Origin of the sequence: Xylanibacter oryzae DSM 17970 (assembly GCF_000585355.1) — a bacterium.
In the GTDB taxonomy this organism is placed as follows: domain Bacteria; phylum Bacteroidota; class Bacteroidia; order Bacteroidales; family Bacteroidaceae; genus Prevotella; species Prevotella oryzae.
The window spans coordinates 2,256,970-2,273,735 of record NZ_KK073873.1; the positions used below are offsets into that span (position 1 = coordinate 2,256,970).

12 protein-coding genes, 2 tRNA genes and 3 rRNA genes are annotated in these 16,766 nt (G+C 41.3%); all 17 read right to left on the reverse strand.

The features are described from left to right. Positions 1–2: 2 nt before the first annotated feature. The 17 genes from priA to XYLOR_RS09235 all read right to left on the reverse strand — a co-directional run bounded on the left by priA (position 3) and on the right by XYLOR_RS09235 (position 16,367). Positions 3–2,276, reverse strand: a complete 2,274-nt coding sequence (gene priA / locus XYLOR_RS09160; protein WP_036878705.1) for a replication restart helicase PriA — start codon at positions 2,274–2,276, stop codon at positions 3–5. Between the two features lie 84 nt (positions 2,277–2,360). Further along, a complete protein-coding gene (locus XYLOR_RS09165) occupies positions 2,361–2,978 on the reverse strand; it encodes a porin family protein (protein ID WP_036878708.1) in 618 nt (205 codons plus the stop codon). 22 nt (positions 2,979–3,000) lie between these two features. Further along, complete coding sequence (gene porN / locus XYLOR_RS09170) at positions 3,001–4,023, reverse strand: type IX secretion system ring subunit PorN/GldN (protein ID WP_036878710.1); 1,023 nt, start codon at positions 4,021–4,023, stop codon at positions 3,001–3,003. Between the two features lie 32 nt (positions 4,024–4,055). Continuing rightward, positions 4,056–5,621, reverse strand: a complete 1,566-nt coding sequence (gene porM / locus XYLOR_RS09175; RefSeq protein WP_036878713.1) for a type IX secretion system motor protein PorM/GldM — start codon at positions 5,619–5,621, stop codon at positions 4,056–4,058. Positions 5,622–5,631: 10 nt separating this feature from the next. Then, positions 5,632–6,420 carry a type IX secretion system motor protein PorL/GldL gene (gene porL / locus XYLOR_RS09180; RefSeq protein WP_036878716.1) on the reverse strand — a complete coding sequence of 263 codons (789 nt, stop codon included), beginning with the start codon at positions 6,418–6,420 and terminating at the stop codon, positions 5,632–5,634. 7 nt (positions 6,421–6,427) lie between these two features. Beyond that, positions 6,428–7,867 carry a T9SS ring complex lipoprotein PorK/GldK gene (gene porK / locus XYLOR_RS09185; RefSeq protein WP_036878719.1) on the reverse strand — a complete coding sequence of 480 codons (1,440 nt, stop codon included), beginning with the start codon at positions 7,865–7,867 and terminating at the stop codon, positions 6,428–6,430. Between the two features lie 2 nt (positions 7,868–7,869). After that, on the reverse strand, positions 7,870–8,808 hold the full coding sequence (locus XYLOR_RS09190; RefSeq protein WP_036880976.1) for a PorP/SprF family type IX secretion system membrane protein: 939 nt from the start codon (positions 8,806–8,808) through the stop codon (positions 7,870–7,872). Positions 8,809–8,882: 74 nt separating this feature from the next. Next, positions 8,883–9,104, reverse strand: coding sequence for a DUF2795 domain-containing protein (locus XYLOR_RS09195; protein WP_021852076.1), 222 nt, complete (start codon positions 9,102–9,104; stop codon positions 8,883–8,885). A gap of 60 nt (positions 9,105–9,164) precedes the next feature. Then, on the reverse strand, positions 9,165–9,728 hold the full coding sequence (locus XYLOR_RS09200) for a cob(I)yrinic acid a,c-diamide adenosyltransferase (RefSeq protein WP_036878726.1): 564 nt from the start codon (positions 9,726–9,728) through the stop codon (positions 9,165–9,167). 11 nt (positions 9,729–9,739) lie between these two features. Beyond that, the gene (locus XYLOR_RS09205) at positions 9,740–10,324 is read right to left on the reverse strand and encodes a hypothetical protein (protein WP_051508955.1); all 585 of its coding nucleotides are present in this window, start codon (positions 10,322–10,324) and stop codon (positions 9,740–9,742) included. A gap of 69 nt (positions 10,325–10,393) precedes the next feature. Then, positions 10,394–10,506 (reverse strand): 5S ribosomal RNA (gene rrf, locus XYLOR_RS09210). Between the two features lie 84 nt (positions 10,507–10,590). Then, positions 10,591–13,489 (reverse strand): 23S ribosomal RNA (locus tag XYLOR_RS09215). A 166-nt stretch (positions 13,490–13,655) separates the two neighbouring features. Then, a tRNA-Ala gene (locus XYLOR_RS09220) sits at positions 13,656–13,729 on the reverse strand. A 31-nt stretch (positions 13,730–13,760) separates the two neighbouring features. Next, positions 13,761–13,834, reverse strand: a tRNA-Ile gene (locus XYLOR_RS09225). A 180-nt stretch (positions 13,835–14,014) separates the two neighbouring features. Next, positions 14,015–15,543, reverse strand: a 16S ribosomal RNA gene (locus XYLOR_RS09230). Together the 16S, 23S and 5S rRNA genes with 2 tRNA genes alongside form the textbook arrangement of a ribosomal RNA operon. Before the next feature lie 137 nt (positions 15,544–15,680). Continuing rightward, positions 15,681–15,827 (reverse strand): hypothetical protein, encoded by a 147-nt coding sequence (locus XYLOR_RS13930; RefSeq protein ID WP_169730537.1) that lies wholly within the window; start codon positions 15,825–15,827, stop codon positions 15,681–15,683. Between the two features lie 123 nt (positions 15,828–15,950). Beyond that, positions 15,951–16,367 carry an HU family DNA-binding protein gene (locus XYLOR_RS09235; RefSeq protein ID WP_036878730.1) on the reverse strand — a complete coding sequence of 139 codons (417 nt, stop codon included), beginning with the start codon at positions 16,365–16,367 and terminating at the stop codon, positions 15,951–15,953. Positions 16,368–16,766 lie beyond the last annotated feature (399 nt).

Consider the following 16,766-nt stretch of genomic DNA (forward strand, 5'->3'; position numbering starts at 1 on the left):
TGCTATAGCGGATCTACATCAAAGTAAATCTGCAAAGAACTATAACGCGAATCCTCCATCATTTGCAGCTGTGCAAAATGGAGGCATTCGCGTACTTTTTTAATATTAATCTGTAGTTCTAGTTTTAATACGATCTTACGTATATTCATTGCCTTTACTTTTGCCACAGCAGGTCTGTCAGGACCTAATACCCGACTACCAAACATCTGCCGAAGCCTGCTAGCCATCTCTATACCGGCAGTTTCAGCGACATTATCATTCCGATGCTTCAGATAAACATAAATTAAGCGATAATATGGAGGATAATGAAATGTTTTACGCTCTTCCAATTGGCCATAAAAGAAGTCCTTATAATTATTGCTGACTACTTGAGATATGACAGGAGTATCTGGACTTTTCGTCTGTAAAATAACCAAGCCTCTTTTACCTTTTCTGCCTGCTCGTCCGCTAACTTGAGCCATCATCATAAAAGAATGTTCGTAAGCTCTAAAATCAGGATAATTAAGCATACTATCGGCATTCAATATGCCTACAACACTAACCTTGTCAAAGTCTAAACCCTTACTTATCATCTGTGTTCCAATAAGAAGATTCGTTCTACCCATCGAAAAATCACTAATTATACGTTCGTAAGCACTTCTAGTCCTTGTAGTATCAAGATCCATTCTTGCCAGACGTGCTTCAGGAAAGACTTCTTTCACATAATCTTCTATTTTCTCAGTGCCATAACCACGTCCGCGTAATTCTGTACCACCACAATTAGGACAAACTGTTGGAATTTGATATGTATAGCCACAATAATGACAAGTTAGTTGATTAGTAGTTTTGTGCATAGTAAGACTCACATCACAATTTGTGCAATGTGGAACCCACCCACATTCCTTACATTCTACCATTGGTGCAAATCCCCGGCGGTTCTGAAACAATATCACTTGTTCATCATTGTTTAAAGCCCTCTTTATGTTAAAAATCAATTTAGGTGAAAATGGACCTGTCATCATCTTACGATGCTGAAGATCTTTTATATCTACGACATCAATCTCTGGCAATGCTATATCCTTATAACGTGTATTTAACTCTACCAATCCATATTTCCCTTTAATAGCATTATAATAACTTTCCAGACTTGGGGTAGCTGTGCCTAGCAAAGTCTTTGCTCCATACATTTTAGCCAGCACAATGGCTGCATTTCTGGCGTTATATCTTGGAGCCGGGTCTTGTTGTTTAAAGGATGTTTCATGCTCCTCATCAATTATAACCATTCCAAGGTTCTTAATTGGAAGGAATATAGCTGAGCGAGCTCCCAATATTACATCATATGGATTATCAGAAAGTTGCTTTTTCCATATTTCGACTCTCTCTGCATCTGAATATTTCGAGTGGTATATACCGAGCCTATTACCAAACACGCGCTGCAAACGTTCCATTATTTGGACTGTTAGTGCTATTTCTGGCAGCAAATATAACACCTGTTTTTTCTTTTGCAATTCTTGCTCAATAAGATGTATGTATATTTCAGTTTTCCCACTAGATGTAACCCCATGAAGAAGACAGACATCCTTTTTTAGAAAATTAAACAATATAGAATTATACGCTTCCTGCTGATACGTATTAAGTTTCTTAATTTTATCAAGATGAGGTTCAATCCCTTTGTTTAACCTACCCACTTCTTTCTCATAAGTAACAAGTATATTTCGAGTTATGATATTATTTATAATAGCAGTAGTGCAATGGCTTTCGTTTATAAGTTCCTCTTTTGTTATCTCTACTGTACTCTCTCTGCATTCATCACCATCTAGAGAATCCCAATGTGACATCTCAAGAAATGTCACAAGAGCTTTTTGCTGTTGTGTAGCACGTGCCAAAATATTAAAGGCATCATGCAAAGAACGTTCGTTACGGAACTGTTTGGTAAGTGTGATATAAGTTTCCGTCTTGGGTTTGTAACCATCTTGGGTCTTCATACCAGTAGGCAAAGCGGCCTTATAGACATCACCTATAGGCGAGATATAATAGTCTGCCAACCATTCCCATAGTTTCAACTGATTATCAAGTAAAACAGGACTTTCGTCAATGATCCTTATTATATTTTTAATCTTATATTCAGTAGGTTTATTGTCATGAATATGCGCTGCTATTGCAATATACGTTTTACTCTTTCCAAAGGGAACTATTACCCTTATTCCAATTTTCAGTTTACCAAGCATCTCATTGGGGATGCCATAAGTAAAACAACCGTATAGCGGAAGAGGTAATATCACATCTACATATTTCATAAATGCAAAGGTAGCAAAAAAAAGCAGGTGCCAAATATTTAGCACCTGCTTTTTTATATCTTTGCAGATTCTTTGTTTTATCTCTTAGAAATAATATGCTGCAGAAATCTGCCATGCGTTAGAACGGTTCTTACTGGTACTGGTAACACTATCTGTTGCTTTTTTAACAGTAACATCACCTGTCTTTCCACATACAATATTATAATTAGCTCCAATTTCAAGATGTTTTAGTAACATTACACCGGTACCAAGATTAATACTGAAATTAGAATCTTTAAAATTCCATGTTGTTTTTGTGGCATTTAAATCATTTTCAGTGTATATATTTTTATTTCCAACATTAAATCCAAACTGAGGACCTGCTGCAAAATAAATACCGGCGATGTTACCCAATCCTATAATATAACGTAGATTGATAGGAATATTTAAACTTTGCGATTTTATTGTTTTGTCATCTGATTTAGCTTCGCGCTGATCATAAAGGGCAGCTGCATCTATTCCTAATCCTACAACCGGAAGAGTAAACTTAAGAGTCGGTCCTATAAAGAATCCCGTTCTGTTTGAAGAACTGACAAGGTCTGAGTTTAATGACATATTATTAATATTCAGTCCACCTTTTACGCCAAGTTTTACTTGAGCTTGTACAGGTGCTACAGCCATTAAAACAATGGCAAAAAGTAAAAGAGTAATTTTTTTATTCATATCGATTTTATTTATTTGTTATTTAATGTCTCTGACGACGAACAGTTACTCGTGCAGGAGATGAAGAGGATGAACTTGAAGACGAAGGAGCCTTTGTTTTTAATACACTTGATGAACGACGATTCTTATTTATGATTTTTGCTTTAGAACCTGTTTTATCAAGTTTTGCTATGCTATCTATTGAGTCTTTTCTTGCCTGATTCCCCCAAATATTCTTTTCAAAAGATTCAATTTCCCCTTCAATCCGTTTCTGTTCTTTAGCCATAGTGGTATCTGAAGAACAGTATTGTGCAAGAGTTTTACCTAGCATATTATTTGTTTTATAAATATTACCACGATATTTCTTCATAGCAAAATAATCACCAAGACTCATTGTTGCAGCATTATTAAAATTACTTACCATAGTTGTCATCCGACTAAGATATGTAGCCACATCGTCATATTTTACCCAAAACAATGGATATTTAGCTGAACCGTCTCCAAAATCATCTTCGCGTGTCATAATTGGACATAGAGCAAGTACTTTGGTATGAAATGTGCTACTGATCTGATCAAAATAACTGCACTCCTTTATATAATACGACTTTACTTCTGAAGAAGGTATATCACTGTTTTCAACATGCAAATTTCCATTTTTCAACTCATAAAATATATGGTAATTTTTAAGCAAATCTTTAAGATTTACTTTAGCGCTATCTTCAAAAGATTCATTACCATCCAACCTATACTCATAAACATTTATATATCCGGCAAGTGCCAATTTGAAAAGATATGTAAATAGATTCATTTTGGTTCCTTGAGGTTCTACAGGATAATAAAGACCTGCATTAGCATCCTTTGTCAGATCTATTTCTCTATATATGTCTCTTCGCCATACCACATCTTCTGGCATTTGTATCGCTGTCGGATAACTAAGCTGTGATCGCATTGTCATTTTTACAGAACTGTTATTTTTCTGTGCTTGATCCTTTATTCGAGCTGCAGGTTGAGCTGATATCGCTCCTGCAACACATGATATTATTATTATGAAAAATAGCCGTTTCATTCTCATTATGTTTTAATATTCTACTAAATAAACTATCTTACAACAACCTCTAAAGCAGTTGATAATTTCCGTTCAATTCCATCAGGTCCAACTGCTACGACATGCGTTATATAGAATCGACGGTTACGCTGAAGTTTTCGGAAAACTTCTTTCTGTCGTTCAGAAAAGTTAGAACCATTCGATGCCTGTGGTACTGCATTCCCCATATTATCAAAGAATACTGTTTCGAAACTAATTACTCTGAATGGTATATCAAGTAATCCATCATCAATTGCAGCACCAATACTGCTAGCAGACATCAATTGGCCTTTAGACAGACTTCCGCCTCTATATCTTGATGACGCACCACTAGCATCTTTGAATGCAATATATGCTGAAGGATCAGGCAACTTACGTACATGAAAAACGAACTTGCCCATTTGCTGCATATGACCTGAAATATTTGAAAACACAGATATAACAGCATCATGTCCTATATTCATCGGACGGGCAATATACTTACCCGAAGATACCGGCTGTAAAATTCCTCCACTCATTGTTGCAGAAATCTTATTAAGAGGAACTCCAGGAACGCTAATACTTATAGGATTACTATAACCAGCATAAAGCATATTCATAAGATCGGCCGAAACAGTTGCGCTCGGTGCAACTACCGTATATTTTTGTGTAAAGTTTCTACGTAGCACATCTCCTCTTCCATTAGCCATAGTTATATAGCCAGTAAGATTGAAGTCGCCTGTACGAGTACATTGCATCTCATAAAGTCCATTGTGAAGATTTACACGTCTGTTACCTATATATATATTAGGTCGCTGAGTCGTATCTATTGCTGCCATTACAATTCTAGCTGTAAATTTGCCACCACTAATAATAGTCTGGGCATTAGGAATAACAAATGCGCTCAACTTATTTACACGTATGTCTTTCATATCTACATTTGAGACTAAAGTATGCAATACTTCTCCTTCTGCATATCTTACATCACTCTGCAATTTAGACAATAATGTCACAGCAGCAGCTACCGGCATATCCTCAAACATATACTCTTGCCAATTTTTACCCATGGTATGAGCTTTCCTAGGTAGTTTAGTCGAAAGATTGTTGTTTATAATCAATTTCTGATTTTCATCAGTAACCATAGTAAGTATACGCTCTCTATAAGAATTGATAGCATTGAATAGATTTTTACCTTTACCCCCTATTGGTGCTAACATTATCTGATTAGCAGGTTCTAGACTTTCCTTATTCTTTATATTTTGAAGGTCTCCATTTTTACCATCGGCCTCTTTTACAATAGCTACTTTCAATTGTTGAGCGAAGTCGTATAATGAATCACTCATTTCTTTTACCGAACGAGCTTTATCAAACCAAGCCTTAACTTTTTCAGGGTTAGACTTCATTTGAGAAGCAAAATCATTATATATAGCCTGATTCTCCTTATTCGAGCTAGCTGTAGTACGATTCAAGCTCTCCTCAACTATAGAAAAGCCATTGAGCACCTCAGTAGATACATTTAGAGCAAGCATTGCCATCAAGACGACATACATCAAATTTATCATCTTTTGGCGCGGAGATATTGGTCTTTTTTTTATTGCCATTTATTTAACCTTAAACATTTGCATCCAGATTACTAGCTCCAGAAGTAGCAGAACGCATGTTAACTGTCATTGCATCTATCATCCTAGCATAAATCTTATTCAACTGTTCTATTTGTCCTGCCATCTTTCTTGACTGGTCATTAATCTGATCTATTGTCCCTATTTGTGCACTAGCACTCTTAAGCTGCATTTCGTAAACTTTGCAAATGCCTGTAAGAGTACGATTAAGGTTTTCCATTTCTTCAGAATCCCTCGTAAGACGAGAACTCTGTTCTGAAACATTAGCAAGCATATCTGTAAGTTTTCTCAGCTCCTCTACATAATTACTTGTGGCCTCTGCCATCTCAGGAGAGACCTGTTGCTGTTCTCCAACCCATTCTGAATTTTGAATAGCTGAGTGTGCTTGCTCTGCTATATTATTGGATGTAACTTTTTCTCTATAGAATTGTTCACCTTTTAAATGAGACGAAACTATATTTGGGCTATGCACATCCTCTCTTTTAAACTTTTCGTTTTCTTCCAAATATTCATCTGTAACATGAGAAGGGATTTCTTTATCTATTGCAGTCTTGTCAAAAGGACGATCAAATGCAGAAATAAAAAATACGCAGACCTCTGTGCCCATACCTATGTAAAGCATCAAATTAGCACAGGGAAGATGAGTAAGTTTAAATAGTGTTCCAAGTATTACGATAGAGGCTCCCCAACTATATGAATAGTTTAGGAATGTCTGCCCGGGAACACTATCCATCCACTTTTGCAAACGGTAAACAATATTGTATTTACTATATTCTGTCATTTTACTTTTATTTTTTATTTTTATTACTCGTGCTACTCGCAAGACTTCTAACACATCTGAATCCAATATAAGATCGTGGTTGATTCTGATATTCATAAGAACGCCAAGCCGAACGAATAAATGATTCAGGATCTTTCCATGATCCTCCTCTTACACTTTTCTTTTTCAACCTATAAGGATCTTCTGTAGCAGCATTATATGATAATTCAGGATTCATATCATTCATCATACCAACTCCGGCTTCTGTGTATACCGTGCTAGTCCATTCTGCTGCATTTCCTGCCATATCGTAAAGTCCATTACTGTTAGCTGCATATATTCCAACTTTACTTGTTATGAGATTACCATCTTCTGTATAATCTCCACGATCTGGTTTGAAATTGGCATAAAAACAACCTTTAGCACTTTTTGTCGCCTCATTACTCCATGGGAATTCTGTTCCATCCTTCCCTCGAGCAGCATATTCCCATTCTGCTTCTGTCGGCAAACGATATCTCTGTAAATAACGCGCTACGCCTCCAAGTCCTTTTAACAGGTAATCTGTACGCCAAGCACAAAATGCATTGGCCTGTTCCCATGTAACACCAACCACAGGGTAATCATTATACGTCGGGCTACTGAAATATAATCTCATGTATATTTCATTATCTGAATTTTTAAAATCATTAACCCAACATGTTGTGTCAGGATATACATTTACGATATAAGTATTAAGGAAATCCCAAGGGCCGGTAAGAGGACGGTTAATTGTCTTATTTATTATTTTACCGTTGTCATCAACATAAGCTGTATCTTTTGATATCCAAGTCTGTTGATTGGGATCAATAGAAACATCCGTATTTAGTGTTCTCTCCTCTGGTTTGATTCGATTTTTCCTTAAAGCAGCAGCTGTATAATCATAAACCTCATAACGATAATTTATTTGGCTTGCATCAAGAATTTTTTCGCCTGTCACAGGATTCGTCTTATACAGGCTTTCAAAAGCTCTCTGTTCATCTTCGTTTGGTTTTCTCGGCAATTGTTTTTTCCAATTCAGATGTGGCTTCACAGGGTCACCGTTTCTGTCCTCAGTTATCTTATATGTTTCATCGCCTCCATAAGCAGGATCAGCAAGCCTCTCCCGCAGAATTGAATCACGTACCCACTGTACAAACTGCTTATATTCTGAATTTGTTATTTCGGTTTCATCCATCCAGAATCCATCAACAGATATATCCTTTACGGGTGTTTCGATACCCCATAGACTATCCTGTTTATCTATACCCATTTTAAGATGTCCACGTTTAACAAGTGTCATTCCATAAGGAGTAGGTTCAGCGAATCCTCTTCCACCACCTATACCTGTAACCTCTCCTCCTGTAGATAAGGTGGACTTACCTCCAAAACAACCAGTCAGAAGTAATAGAGTCACGGCAAAAATGGTTATAATACTCTTATTCATATTCATTTTTATAGTATCCTCACACTTTTATGTTTATTCCTACCTTTTTTTCCTAAATTTATTTCAGTCTGATAACTTAAAACTAGTTCATGACTTCCGTTACCTATGCTCAATGCTGATGTATAGATCTCATAACTATATCCCAAGTTTATTCCATGAAAACTTCCACCAATAAGGACAGTAGCAGAATTTGATGGACTGTATGAAACTCCTGCATACATTACTTTCTCTTCATTTGTATACACTAGTCTCCCTGTAATATCAGTTCTGTAAGCTTTTCCATCTGTACGTTCCAATAAAGATGGTTGTATAGTAACAAACGGATTCCTTAACTTTATATTGTATCCACATGTCATATAATATGTTCTATCAATCTGCAATTCATTAGTTTCTCCCATTTTTATCAAAGGGGCATTCGCATGCTGAACAGAAAGGCCTCCATACCAATCTTTATTTAAATAATATATACCTATACTGACATCTATTTTGTTACCATTTATACTAGAAGTACTAAAGGCAGGATCAGACTGTTCGTTCAAATCCAGACCCGAACCATCAAAGGTTTCACTTAACATACCCAACTGCAATCCATAGCTTATTGTTCCTCCAAAAAGTTTATGCTTATACGCATATTGTAAAGCCACTTTTTTATGAGTAAAAAGACCTATTTGATCATTCATAAAAGAAATACCAACCCCACTATAATCATTGATTAAATGGACAGGCATATCAGCACCTACATACATAGTTCTAGGATTATGTTCAAATCCTGCAAAGTCTAATGCATAAGCAGCAACAAAATTTATCTTAGAATTTTTGCCTACTGATCCAGGATTAAAAAAAGGTTCCATAGCCCAATAATTACTAAAGGATGGATCATATTGCCCTCTGACCGGAATTGGCAGAAGTATAAATATCGTTATTATATATAAGGCATGTTTAAACACGTGATAATAACGATAAAGATTGTAGTTTATTGTATAAGAAAAGCCGTCCAAAATTGAACGGCATTTATTTCTTACTAATACTCATCTTCATTAAATAAGAAATCTTCTTTAGTTGGATAATCAGGCCATATGTCTTCTATACTTTCATATACATCACCCTCATCCTCTATTTCCTGCAAATTTTCCAAGACTTCAAGTGGTGCTCCGGAACGGATGGCATAGTCTATTAACTCGTCCTTCGTTGCAGGCCAGGGAGCATCTTCCAATTTTGAAGCTAGTTCAAGTGTCCAATACATAGTCTTATCTATTATTTTATTAAGTTTTTCTATTTCGCCGCAAAAATAATACTTTTTATCTTATTCACAAGACTTCTTCCATATTTTTTCGTCTTTCCCCTCAATAAAGTTTAATTTCCTAGCTAAAACATATAAATAATCAGATAAACGATTTATAAATGCAAGAATATTGCCATCAATCTGTACTTCACCAGTCAAAGCCAATATTCTTCGTTCTGTACGTCTGCATATAGTTCTACATACATGAGCAATCGATGCCTTGTATGTTCCACCTGGCAGAATAAAGCTATTCTGACGAGGTATTATCTCCTGTATTTTGTCTATCTCTTCTTCGATCAATTTCACATCGCTTTCAGCGACTATTGAACAATTTTTCAGAGCAGTCTTAGATTGGTCAGTTGCCAAATATGAAGAAACGACGAATAATTTGTTCTGGATATTCTCCACCATTTGCTTATCGTCTCCGTCATCCATCAAGGAGGCCAAAAGTCCCAAATGTGAATTAAGTTCATCAGCCGTTCCATAAGCTTCTATTCTTTCATCAGTTTTCAATACTCTGACGCCACCTACAAGGCTTGTCGTACCTTTATCACCCGTTTTTGTATACACTTTAAGATCTTTCATAATATATGAATTTAAAAGTTCACTATATAGTTTTGTTTGAATCGTTCCTTATTGAAGAAAACGATACCGGCATAATACAAATCAAATGTAATCCCAACTCTGTCATCGTCAATTACTTTTTTCCAAAATTTTTTGGCTTTTTTATTCTGTTTAATCCCCTGAATCACTACTAATGAATCAATAGTAATCTTATCTAATAAAGAATAAAAGAATTCTTCATAATTTGCATCAAGAGACATAATTACCATGTCAACTCTAAATATATTCAATTCATCAGACTCATCAGTAATAGTTATAATACTTGATTTGCTACATCCTGCTCTTATATAATCACTGTAAGCATCAGACTCTGGATAAAAGTTTAAGACACACTTAGGCTGGCAATAATTTGCCAATCTAAAGTACAGCTTACTTAATTTACCATTCTTTTTATTCAATAACGGAAATGTATCATTAAGCCTATTATAAGAATAATATGGATAATGTTCATTGACAACATCAGTAATGAAATTAAAAGCAAAAGGAGACTGAACTCCAAAACCCAAAGAGTGTCTTGAACGCCTTAACCATATCAATATATTCCTTACAGTATACATAATAAAAGATAAAGTGCAAATATACAAAAAAAGCCTCGAAACATAATCGTTTCGAGGCTTAATTTTTAAAAAAGGCAGCCACCTACTCTCCCGCATTGCATTGCAGTACCATCGGCGCAGGCGGGCTTAACTTCTCTGTTCGGAATGGGAAGAGGTGGGACCCCGCCGCAATAACCACCTGATATTGGGTTTGACTTTTTCGGTACATGATAACCTTATCGTATTTCTCCTGCAAAAAAAGCAGATACATCTGAAATTATGACTCTAAAAGGAAGTTTCGGGCAATTAGTAGTGCTCGGCTTTGGCGTCACCGCCTTTACACCTACACCCTATCAACGTCATAGTCTATGACGACCCTTATGTGGAGTTCTCATCTTGTGGCTGGCTTCGCACTTAGATGCTTTCAGCGCTTATCCTTCCCAGACTCGGATACCCGGCGGTGCGCCTGGCGGCACAACCGGTTCACCGGAGGTCTGTCCATCACGGTCCTCTCGTACTAGTGACGGCACCACGCAAAACTCCCACGCCCACGATAGATAGAGACCGAACTGTCTCACGACGTTCTGAACCCAGCTCGCGTGCCACTTTAATGGGCGAACAGCCCAACCCTTGGGACCTTCTCCAGCCCCAGGATGTGACGAGCCGACATCGAGGTGCCAAACCACCCCGTCGATATGAGCTCTTGGGGGGGATCAGCCTGTTATCCCCGGAGTACCTTTTATCCTTTGAGCGACGGACCTTCCATACGGATCCGCCGGATCACTATGCCCCAGTTTCCTGCCTGCTCGGGATGTCTCCCTCCCAGTCAAGCGCCCTTATGCCATTGCACTCTATGAGACCGGTTACCAATCGGTCCGAGGGCACCTTTGGAAGCCTCCGTTACGCTTTTGGAGGCGACCACCCCAGTCAAACTACCCACCAAACAATGTCCTCGTTATACGAGTTAGACTTCAGACAGCCAAAGGGCCGTATTTCAAGGATGGCTCCACACAGGCTGGCGCCTGCGCTTCGAAGCCTCCGGCCTATCCTACACATCGGATGACCAAAGTCAATGCTAAGCTATAGTAAAGGTTCACGGGGTCTTTTCGTCCCATCGCGGGTAATCGGCATCTTCACCGATACTACAATTTCACTGAGCTCATGGTTGAGACAGCGTCCGGATCATTACACCATTCGTGCAGGTCGGAACTTACCCGACAAGGAATTTCGCTACCTTAGGACCGTTATAGTTACGGCCGCCGTTTACCGGGGCTTCAATTCAATGCTTCTCCCGAAGGATGACATCTCCTCTTAACCTTCCGGCACCGGGCAGGTGTCAGGCTGTATACTTCGTCTTTCGAATTCGCACAGCCCTGTGTTTTTGTTAAACAGTTGCCTGGACCTATTCTCTGCGCCTCTCCCGGAGGAGAGGACCCCTTATCCCGAAGTTACGGGGTTAATTTGCCTAGTTCCTTAACCATGAATCTCTCAACGCCTTAGTATGTTCTACCCGACTACGTGTGTCCGTTTGCGGTACGGGTACCGTACGGATTAAGTTTAGCGGATTTTCTAGGAAGTATGTTTACCCACACTATCAGCCTTCCCCGAAGGGACAGCCGTACTATCAGGTTCGGATCTTGACGGGGATTTGCCTCCGTCAATCAACTCCTACACCCTTCAACGCGCAATTCCGTCTGCGCGCGGTGGTTTCACTGCTCCGTCCCCGCTTCACTCCGTACGCTAGTCACGGAATATTAACCGTGTCTGCCATCGCCCTCGCCGTTCGGCTTAGACTTAGGACCCGACTAACCCCGGGCCGATTGACGTTGCCCGGGAAACCTTAGTCTTATGGCGGGGGGGGATCTCACCCCCCTAATCGTTACTTATACCTACATTTGCTTTTCCAGACGCTCCACCGGAGGTTATCCCCCGGATTCAACGCGGACTGGAATGCTCCCCTACCGATACTTTTATTATTACTATCCCGCGTCTTCGGCATCTGCCTTATACCCGATTATTATCCATGCCCGGACCCTCGACTAGTGAGCTGTTACGCACTCTTTGAATGAATGGCTGCTTCCAAGCCAACATCCTAGCTGTCACAGGGACCAGACTTCGTTAGACTAACTCAGGCAGAATTCCGGGGCCTTAGACGGCGGTCAGGATTCTTCTCCTCTCGGGCACGGACCTTAGCACCCGCGCCCTTACTGCGGCACTGCGGCCGTAGAGCATTCGGAGTTCGTCAGGACTTGATAGGCGGTGAAGCCCTCTCATCCTATCGGTCGCTCTACCTCTCTACGGGATCGTGCCACGCTGCACCTAAATGCATTTCGGGGAGTACGAGCTATCTCCAAGTTTGATTGGCCTTTCACTCCTACACTCAACTCATCCAGAAGCTTTTCAACGCTTATTGGTGCGGACCTCCATCCGGTGTTACCCGGACTTCATCCTGGTCAAGTGTAGATCACTTGGTTTCGCGTCTGCCTCCGCCGACTCAGCGCCCTATTCAGGCTCGCTTTCACTATGGCTCGGGATGTCTTCATCCTTAACCTTGCCGGCGACGGCAACTCGTAGGTTCATTATGCAAAAGGCACGCCGTCACCGATTGCTCGGCTCCGACCGCTTGTAGGCGCAGGGTTTCAGGATCTCTTTCACCCTTCTAATCGAAGTGCTTTTCACCTTTCCCTCACGGTACTGGTTCACTATCGGTCTCACGGGAGTATTTAGCCTTACCGGATGGTCCCGGTGGATTCGCGCAGAATTTCTCGTGTTCCGCGTTACTCAGGAGCTCGCTACGGCCTTATCGTCTTCTCATACTGGGCTTTCACCATCTATGGCCGTTCTTTCCAGAACGTTCCGATCGATTCTAAGGTCCGATGTCGCGGTCCTACAACACCGCTCTTGCGTTACCACAAAAACGGTTTGGGCTCTTCCCCGTTCGCTCGCCACTACTAGGGGAATCATTAGTTTATTTTCTCTTCCTGCAGGTACTAAGATGTTTCAGTTCCCTGCGTTCGCCTTTGGACATAAGTCCAAATGACAGTCCTTCAGACTGCCGGGTTGTCCCATTCGGAAATCTTCGGATTAACGGTTATTTGCACCTACCCGAAGCTTATCGCAGCTTATCACGTCCTTCATCGCCTCCGTGAGCCAAGGCATCCGCCCTGCGCCCTTATTTACTTTCTTTCTTACTATCCGGCTCTTGAGAGACCGGATGAGTAGCTCATACTTTCAGCTGTATCTTGAGATTGCTCTCTTTTCTTTACTTAAAAGTCTTACTTACAGTTTCATGTACCAATATGTCAAAGATCGTTTGGGAACTCTTTAAATCCTTGCGGACTGTTCCCGAGTGTGGAGAATAACGGATTCGAACCGTTGACCCCCTGCTTGCAAAGCAGGTGCTCTAGCCAGCTGAGCTAATCCCCCGTATGTTGTATATATACGTCCTGGGGCCTTGTAGTCCCAGGCAGACTTGAACTGCCGACCTCCACATTATCAGTGTGGCGCTCTAACCAACTGAGCTATAGGACTCTATCCCGGTTTTATCGTTCAAGCCTTAGGGGCTTGTCCGCCCGGCTTCCTTTTCCTCTATATTTTATAAACAGTTCCGTGTACAAGAAGCTAAAAGGATAACTATATCCACTCGCCTCTTTATTCTTACTTTTATGGTGCCTCTCGTCTTGCATAACGTTGTATGAGAAACGTCTCCAGAAAGGAGGTGTTCCAGCCGCACCTTCCGGTACGGCTACCTTGTTACGACTTAGCCCCAATCACCGGTTTCACCCTAGGCCGACCCTTGCGGTCACGGACTTCAGGCGCCCCCGGCTTTCATGGCTTGACGGGCGGTGTGTACAAGGCCCGGGAACGTATTCACCGCGCCATGGCTGATGCGCGATTACTAGCGAATCCAGCTTCGTGGAGTCGGGTTTCAGACTCCAGTCCGAACTGAGGCGCGTTTTATAGATTCGACCGACGTTGCCGGCGGCCATCACTCTGTACGCGCCATTGTAACACGTGTGTCGCCCCGGACGTAAGGGCCGTGCTGATTTGACGTCATCCCCACCTTCCTCACACCTTACGGTGGCAGTATCCCCAGAGTGCCCAGCTTGACCTGATGGCAACTAAGGAAAGGGGTTGCGCTCGTTATGGCACTTAAGCCGACACCTCACGGCACGAGCTGACGACAACCATGCAGCACCTTCACAGACGCCCCGAAGGGCCTTGGCATCTCTGCCGCGTTCGTCTGCAATTCAAGCCCGGGTAAGGTTCCTCGCGTATCATCGAATTAAACCACATGTTCCTCCGCTTGTGCGGGCCCCCGTCAATTCCTTTGAGTTTCACCGTTGCCGGCGTACTCCCCAGGTGGGATGCTTAACGCTTTCGCTTGGCCGCTGACCACATGGGCCAACAGCGGGCATCCATCGTTTACCGTGCGGACTACCAGGGTATCTAATCCTGTTCGATACCCGCACTTTCGAGCTTCAGCGTCAGTTGCGCTCCGGTAAGCTGCCTTCGCAATTGGAGTTCTTTGTGATATCTAAGCATTTCACCGCTACACCACAAATTCCGCCTACCTCGTGCGTACTCAAGCCTGGCAGTTCGAACAGCAAGTCAGAGGTTGAGCCTCTGCATTTCACTGCCCGCTTACCAAGCGGCCTACGCTCCCTTTAAACCCAATAAATCCGGATAACGCCTGGACCTTCCGTATTACCGCGGCTGCTGGCACGGAATTAGCCGGTCCTTATTCTTCTGGTACCTGCAATAAGCCACACGTGGCTCACTTTATCCCCAGATAAAAGAGGTTTACAACCCATAGGGCAGTCTTCCCTCACGCTACTTGGCTGGTTCAGTCTTGCGACCATTGACCAATATTCCTCACTGCTGCCTCCCGTAGGAGTTTGGACCGTGTCTCAGTTCCAATGTGGGGGACCTTCCTCTCAGAACCCCTACTGATCGTCGGTTTGGTGGGCCGTTACCCCGCCAACTGCCTAATCAGACGCATCCCCATCTTTTACCGCTAAACCTTTCGTCATGATCTGATGTCGTCGCATGACCTCATACGGTATTACTCCCTCTTTCGAGGGGCTATCCCGTGGTAAAAGGCAGGTTGGATACGCGTTACTCACCCGTGCGCCGGTCGTCATCTAGTCTAGCAAGCTAGACTAATGTTACCCCGCGACTTGCATGTGTTAAGCCTGTAGCTAGCGTTCATCCTGAGCCAGGATCAAACTCTCCATTGTAAAATATTGTTTCTACTTCTTGTCTCGGACATTGCTGACCTCCACAATACGTAAAGTTGTCTCTGTTTCAGAACGCTTCTCCGTAATTCAAGTCTAAAAGCACCTATTCATTATAAATGACGGTTCGTTTCTTTTTGTTACCCGAGTACCAATATATCAATACCAGCACTCGCTTCTTGTACTACTTCTCTGTCTATGTAAATCTTTTCAAAGAACTCTTTCTTTTTGCTTACAAGAACGTTCGTTCTCGAAAGCGGATGCAAAGGTACAACTATTTTCCACAATACCAAATCTTTTCGCAAAAAAAATGAAATTATTTGCAAAGGTTTCCACTTTCTTTACAAACACGTCGCGCTTATTTAGCGCTCTCCTTATTATATTATACAAAGGGACTGCAAAAGGGGTTGTTATTCCCACGCCCCGGGGGCCCAGTCAATATCCGCATCTTTGCTTAACTGCAAGGAGAGTGTGCCGTCCATCTTACGTTTGCCTGCCTGAAGGAACTTGCATTTTACCTTTTTAATATGTCTGGCTATGCGAAAGTCCTTCGGGTCGTCAACGCCTTCACTCTCTACTGTAAGCTCAAAACGGCCGAGGCCGTCGATCACGACTGTCTGGCCGGATTCCATTGACTGCTTCATCTCCTGAAGGAAATCGTCGATCACGCCTTTTACCGTTCCCTGGCTGAACGTCGAGTTCGTCTGGATCTTCTTTGCTATATCGGCGGTGTGAACCTCACCGATATGGACCGGGCGGGCAAACCATTTCTTATATGATTTATTGGATTTGATCTTGTTTTCCCTTAATGTTATTTTTAAACTCATACTCTTTTTTATTTTCACCTCCCCGAGGCTGTTTTCTTTATAACTTGTTTATTATTAGTGCTTTATCTGCGGGGAGGTGAAAATTCCACCTCCCCGTGATGGTTTCAGTTACCAGCGTAAGTTGATTTATACACCAATCCAACTTGAATTGGTCACCAATCCAACTTAAATTGCCAGGCTATTCAAGTTAGATTGGTACCCCAAAGCTATCGGTTCATCACATAATACGATGACATTCCTTCGCTTTTCCTATGCGCATAGCCATGGCTGCGAAGATATTTGCCGATTATGTATCAAGTCATTATTATGGTTATATATAACAAAAATAACCCAGAAAAGTCACTATTTTATAATAAAACACACTACATAGGGACTTTTAAATTTAAAATAATTACAGAT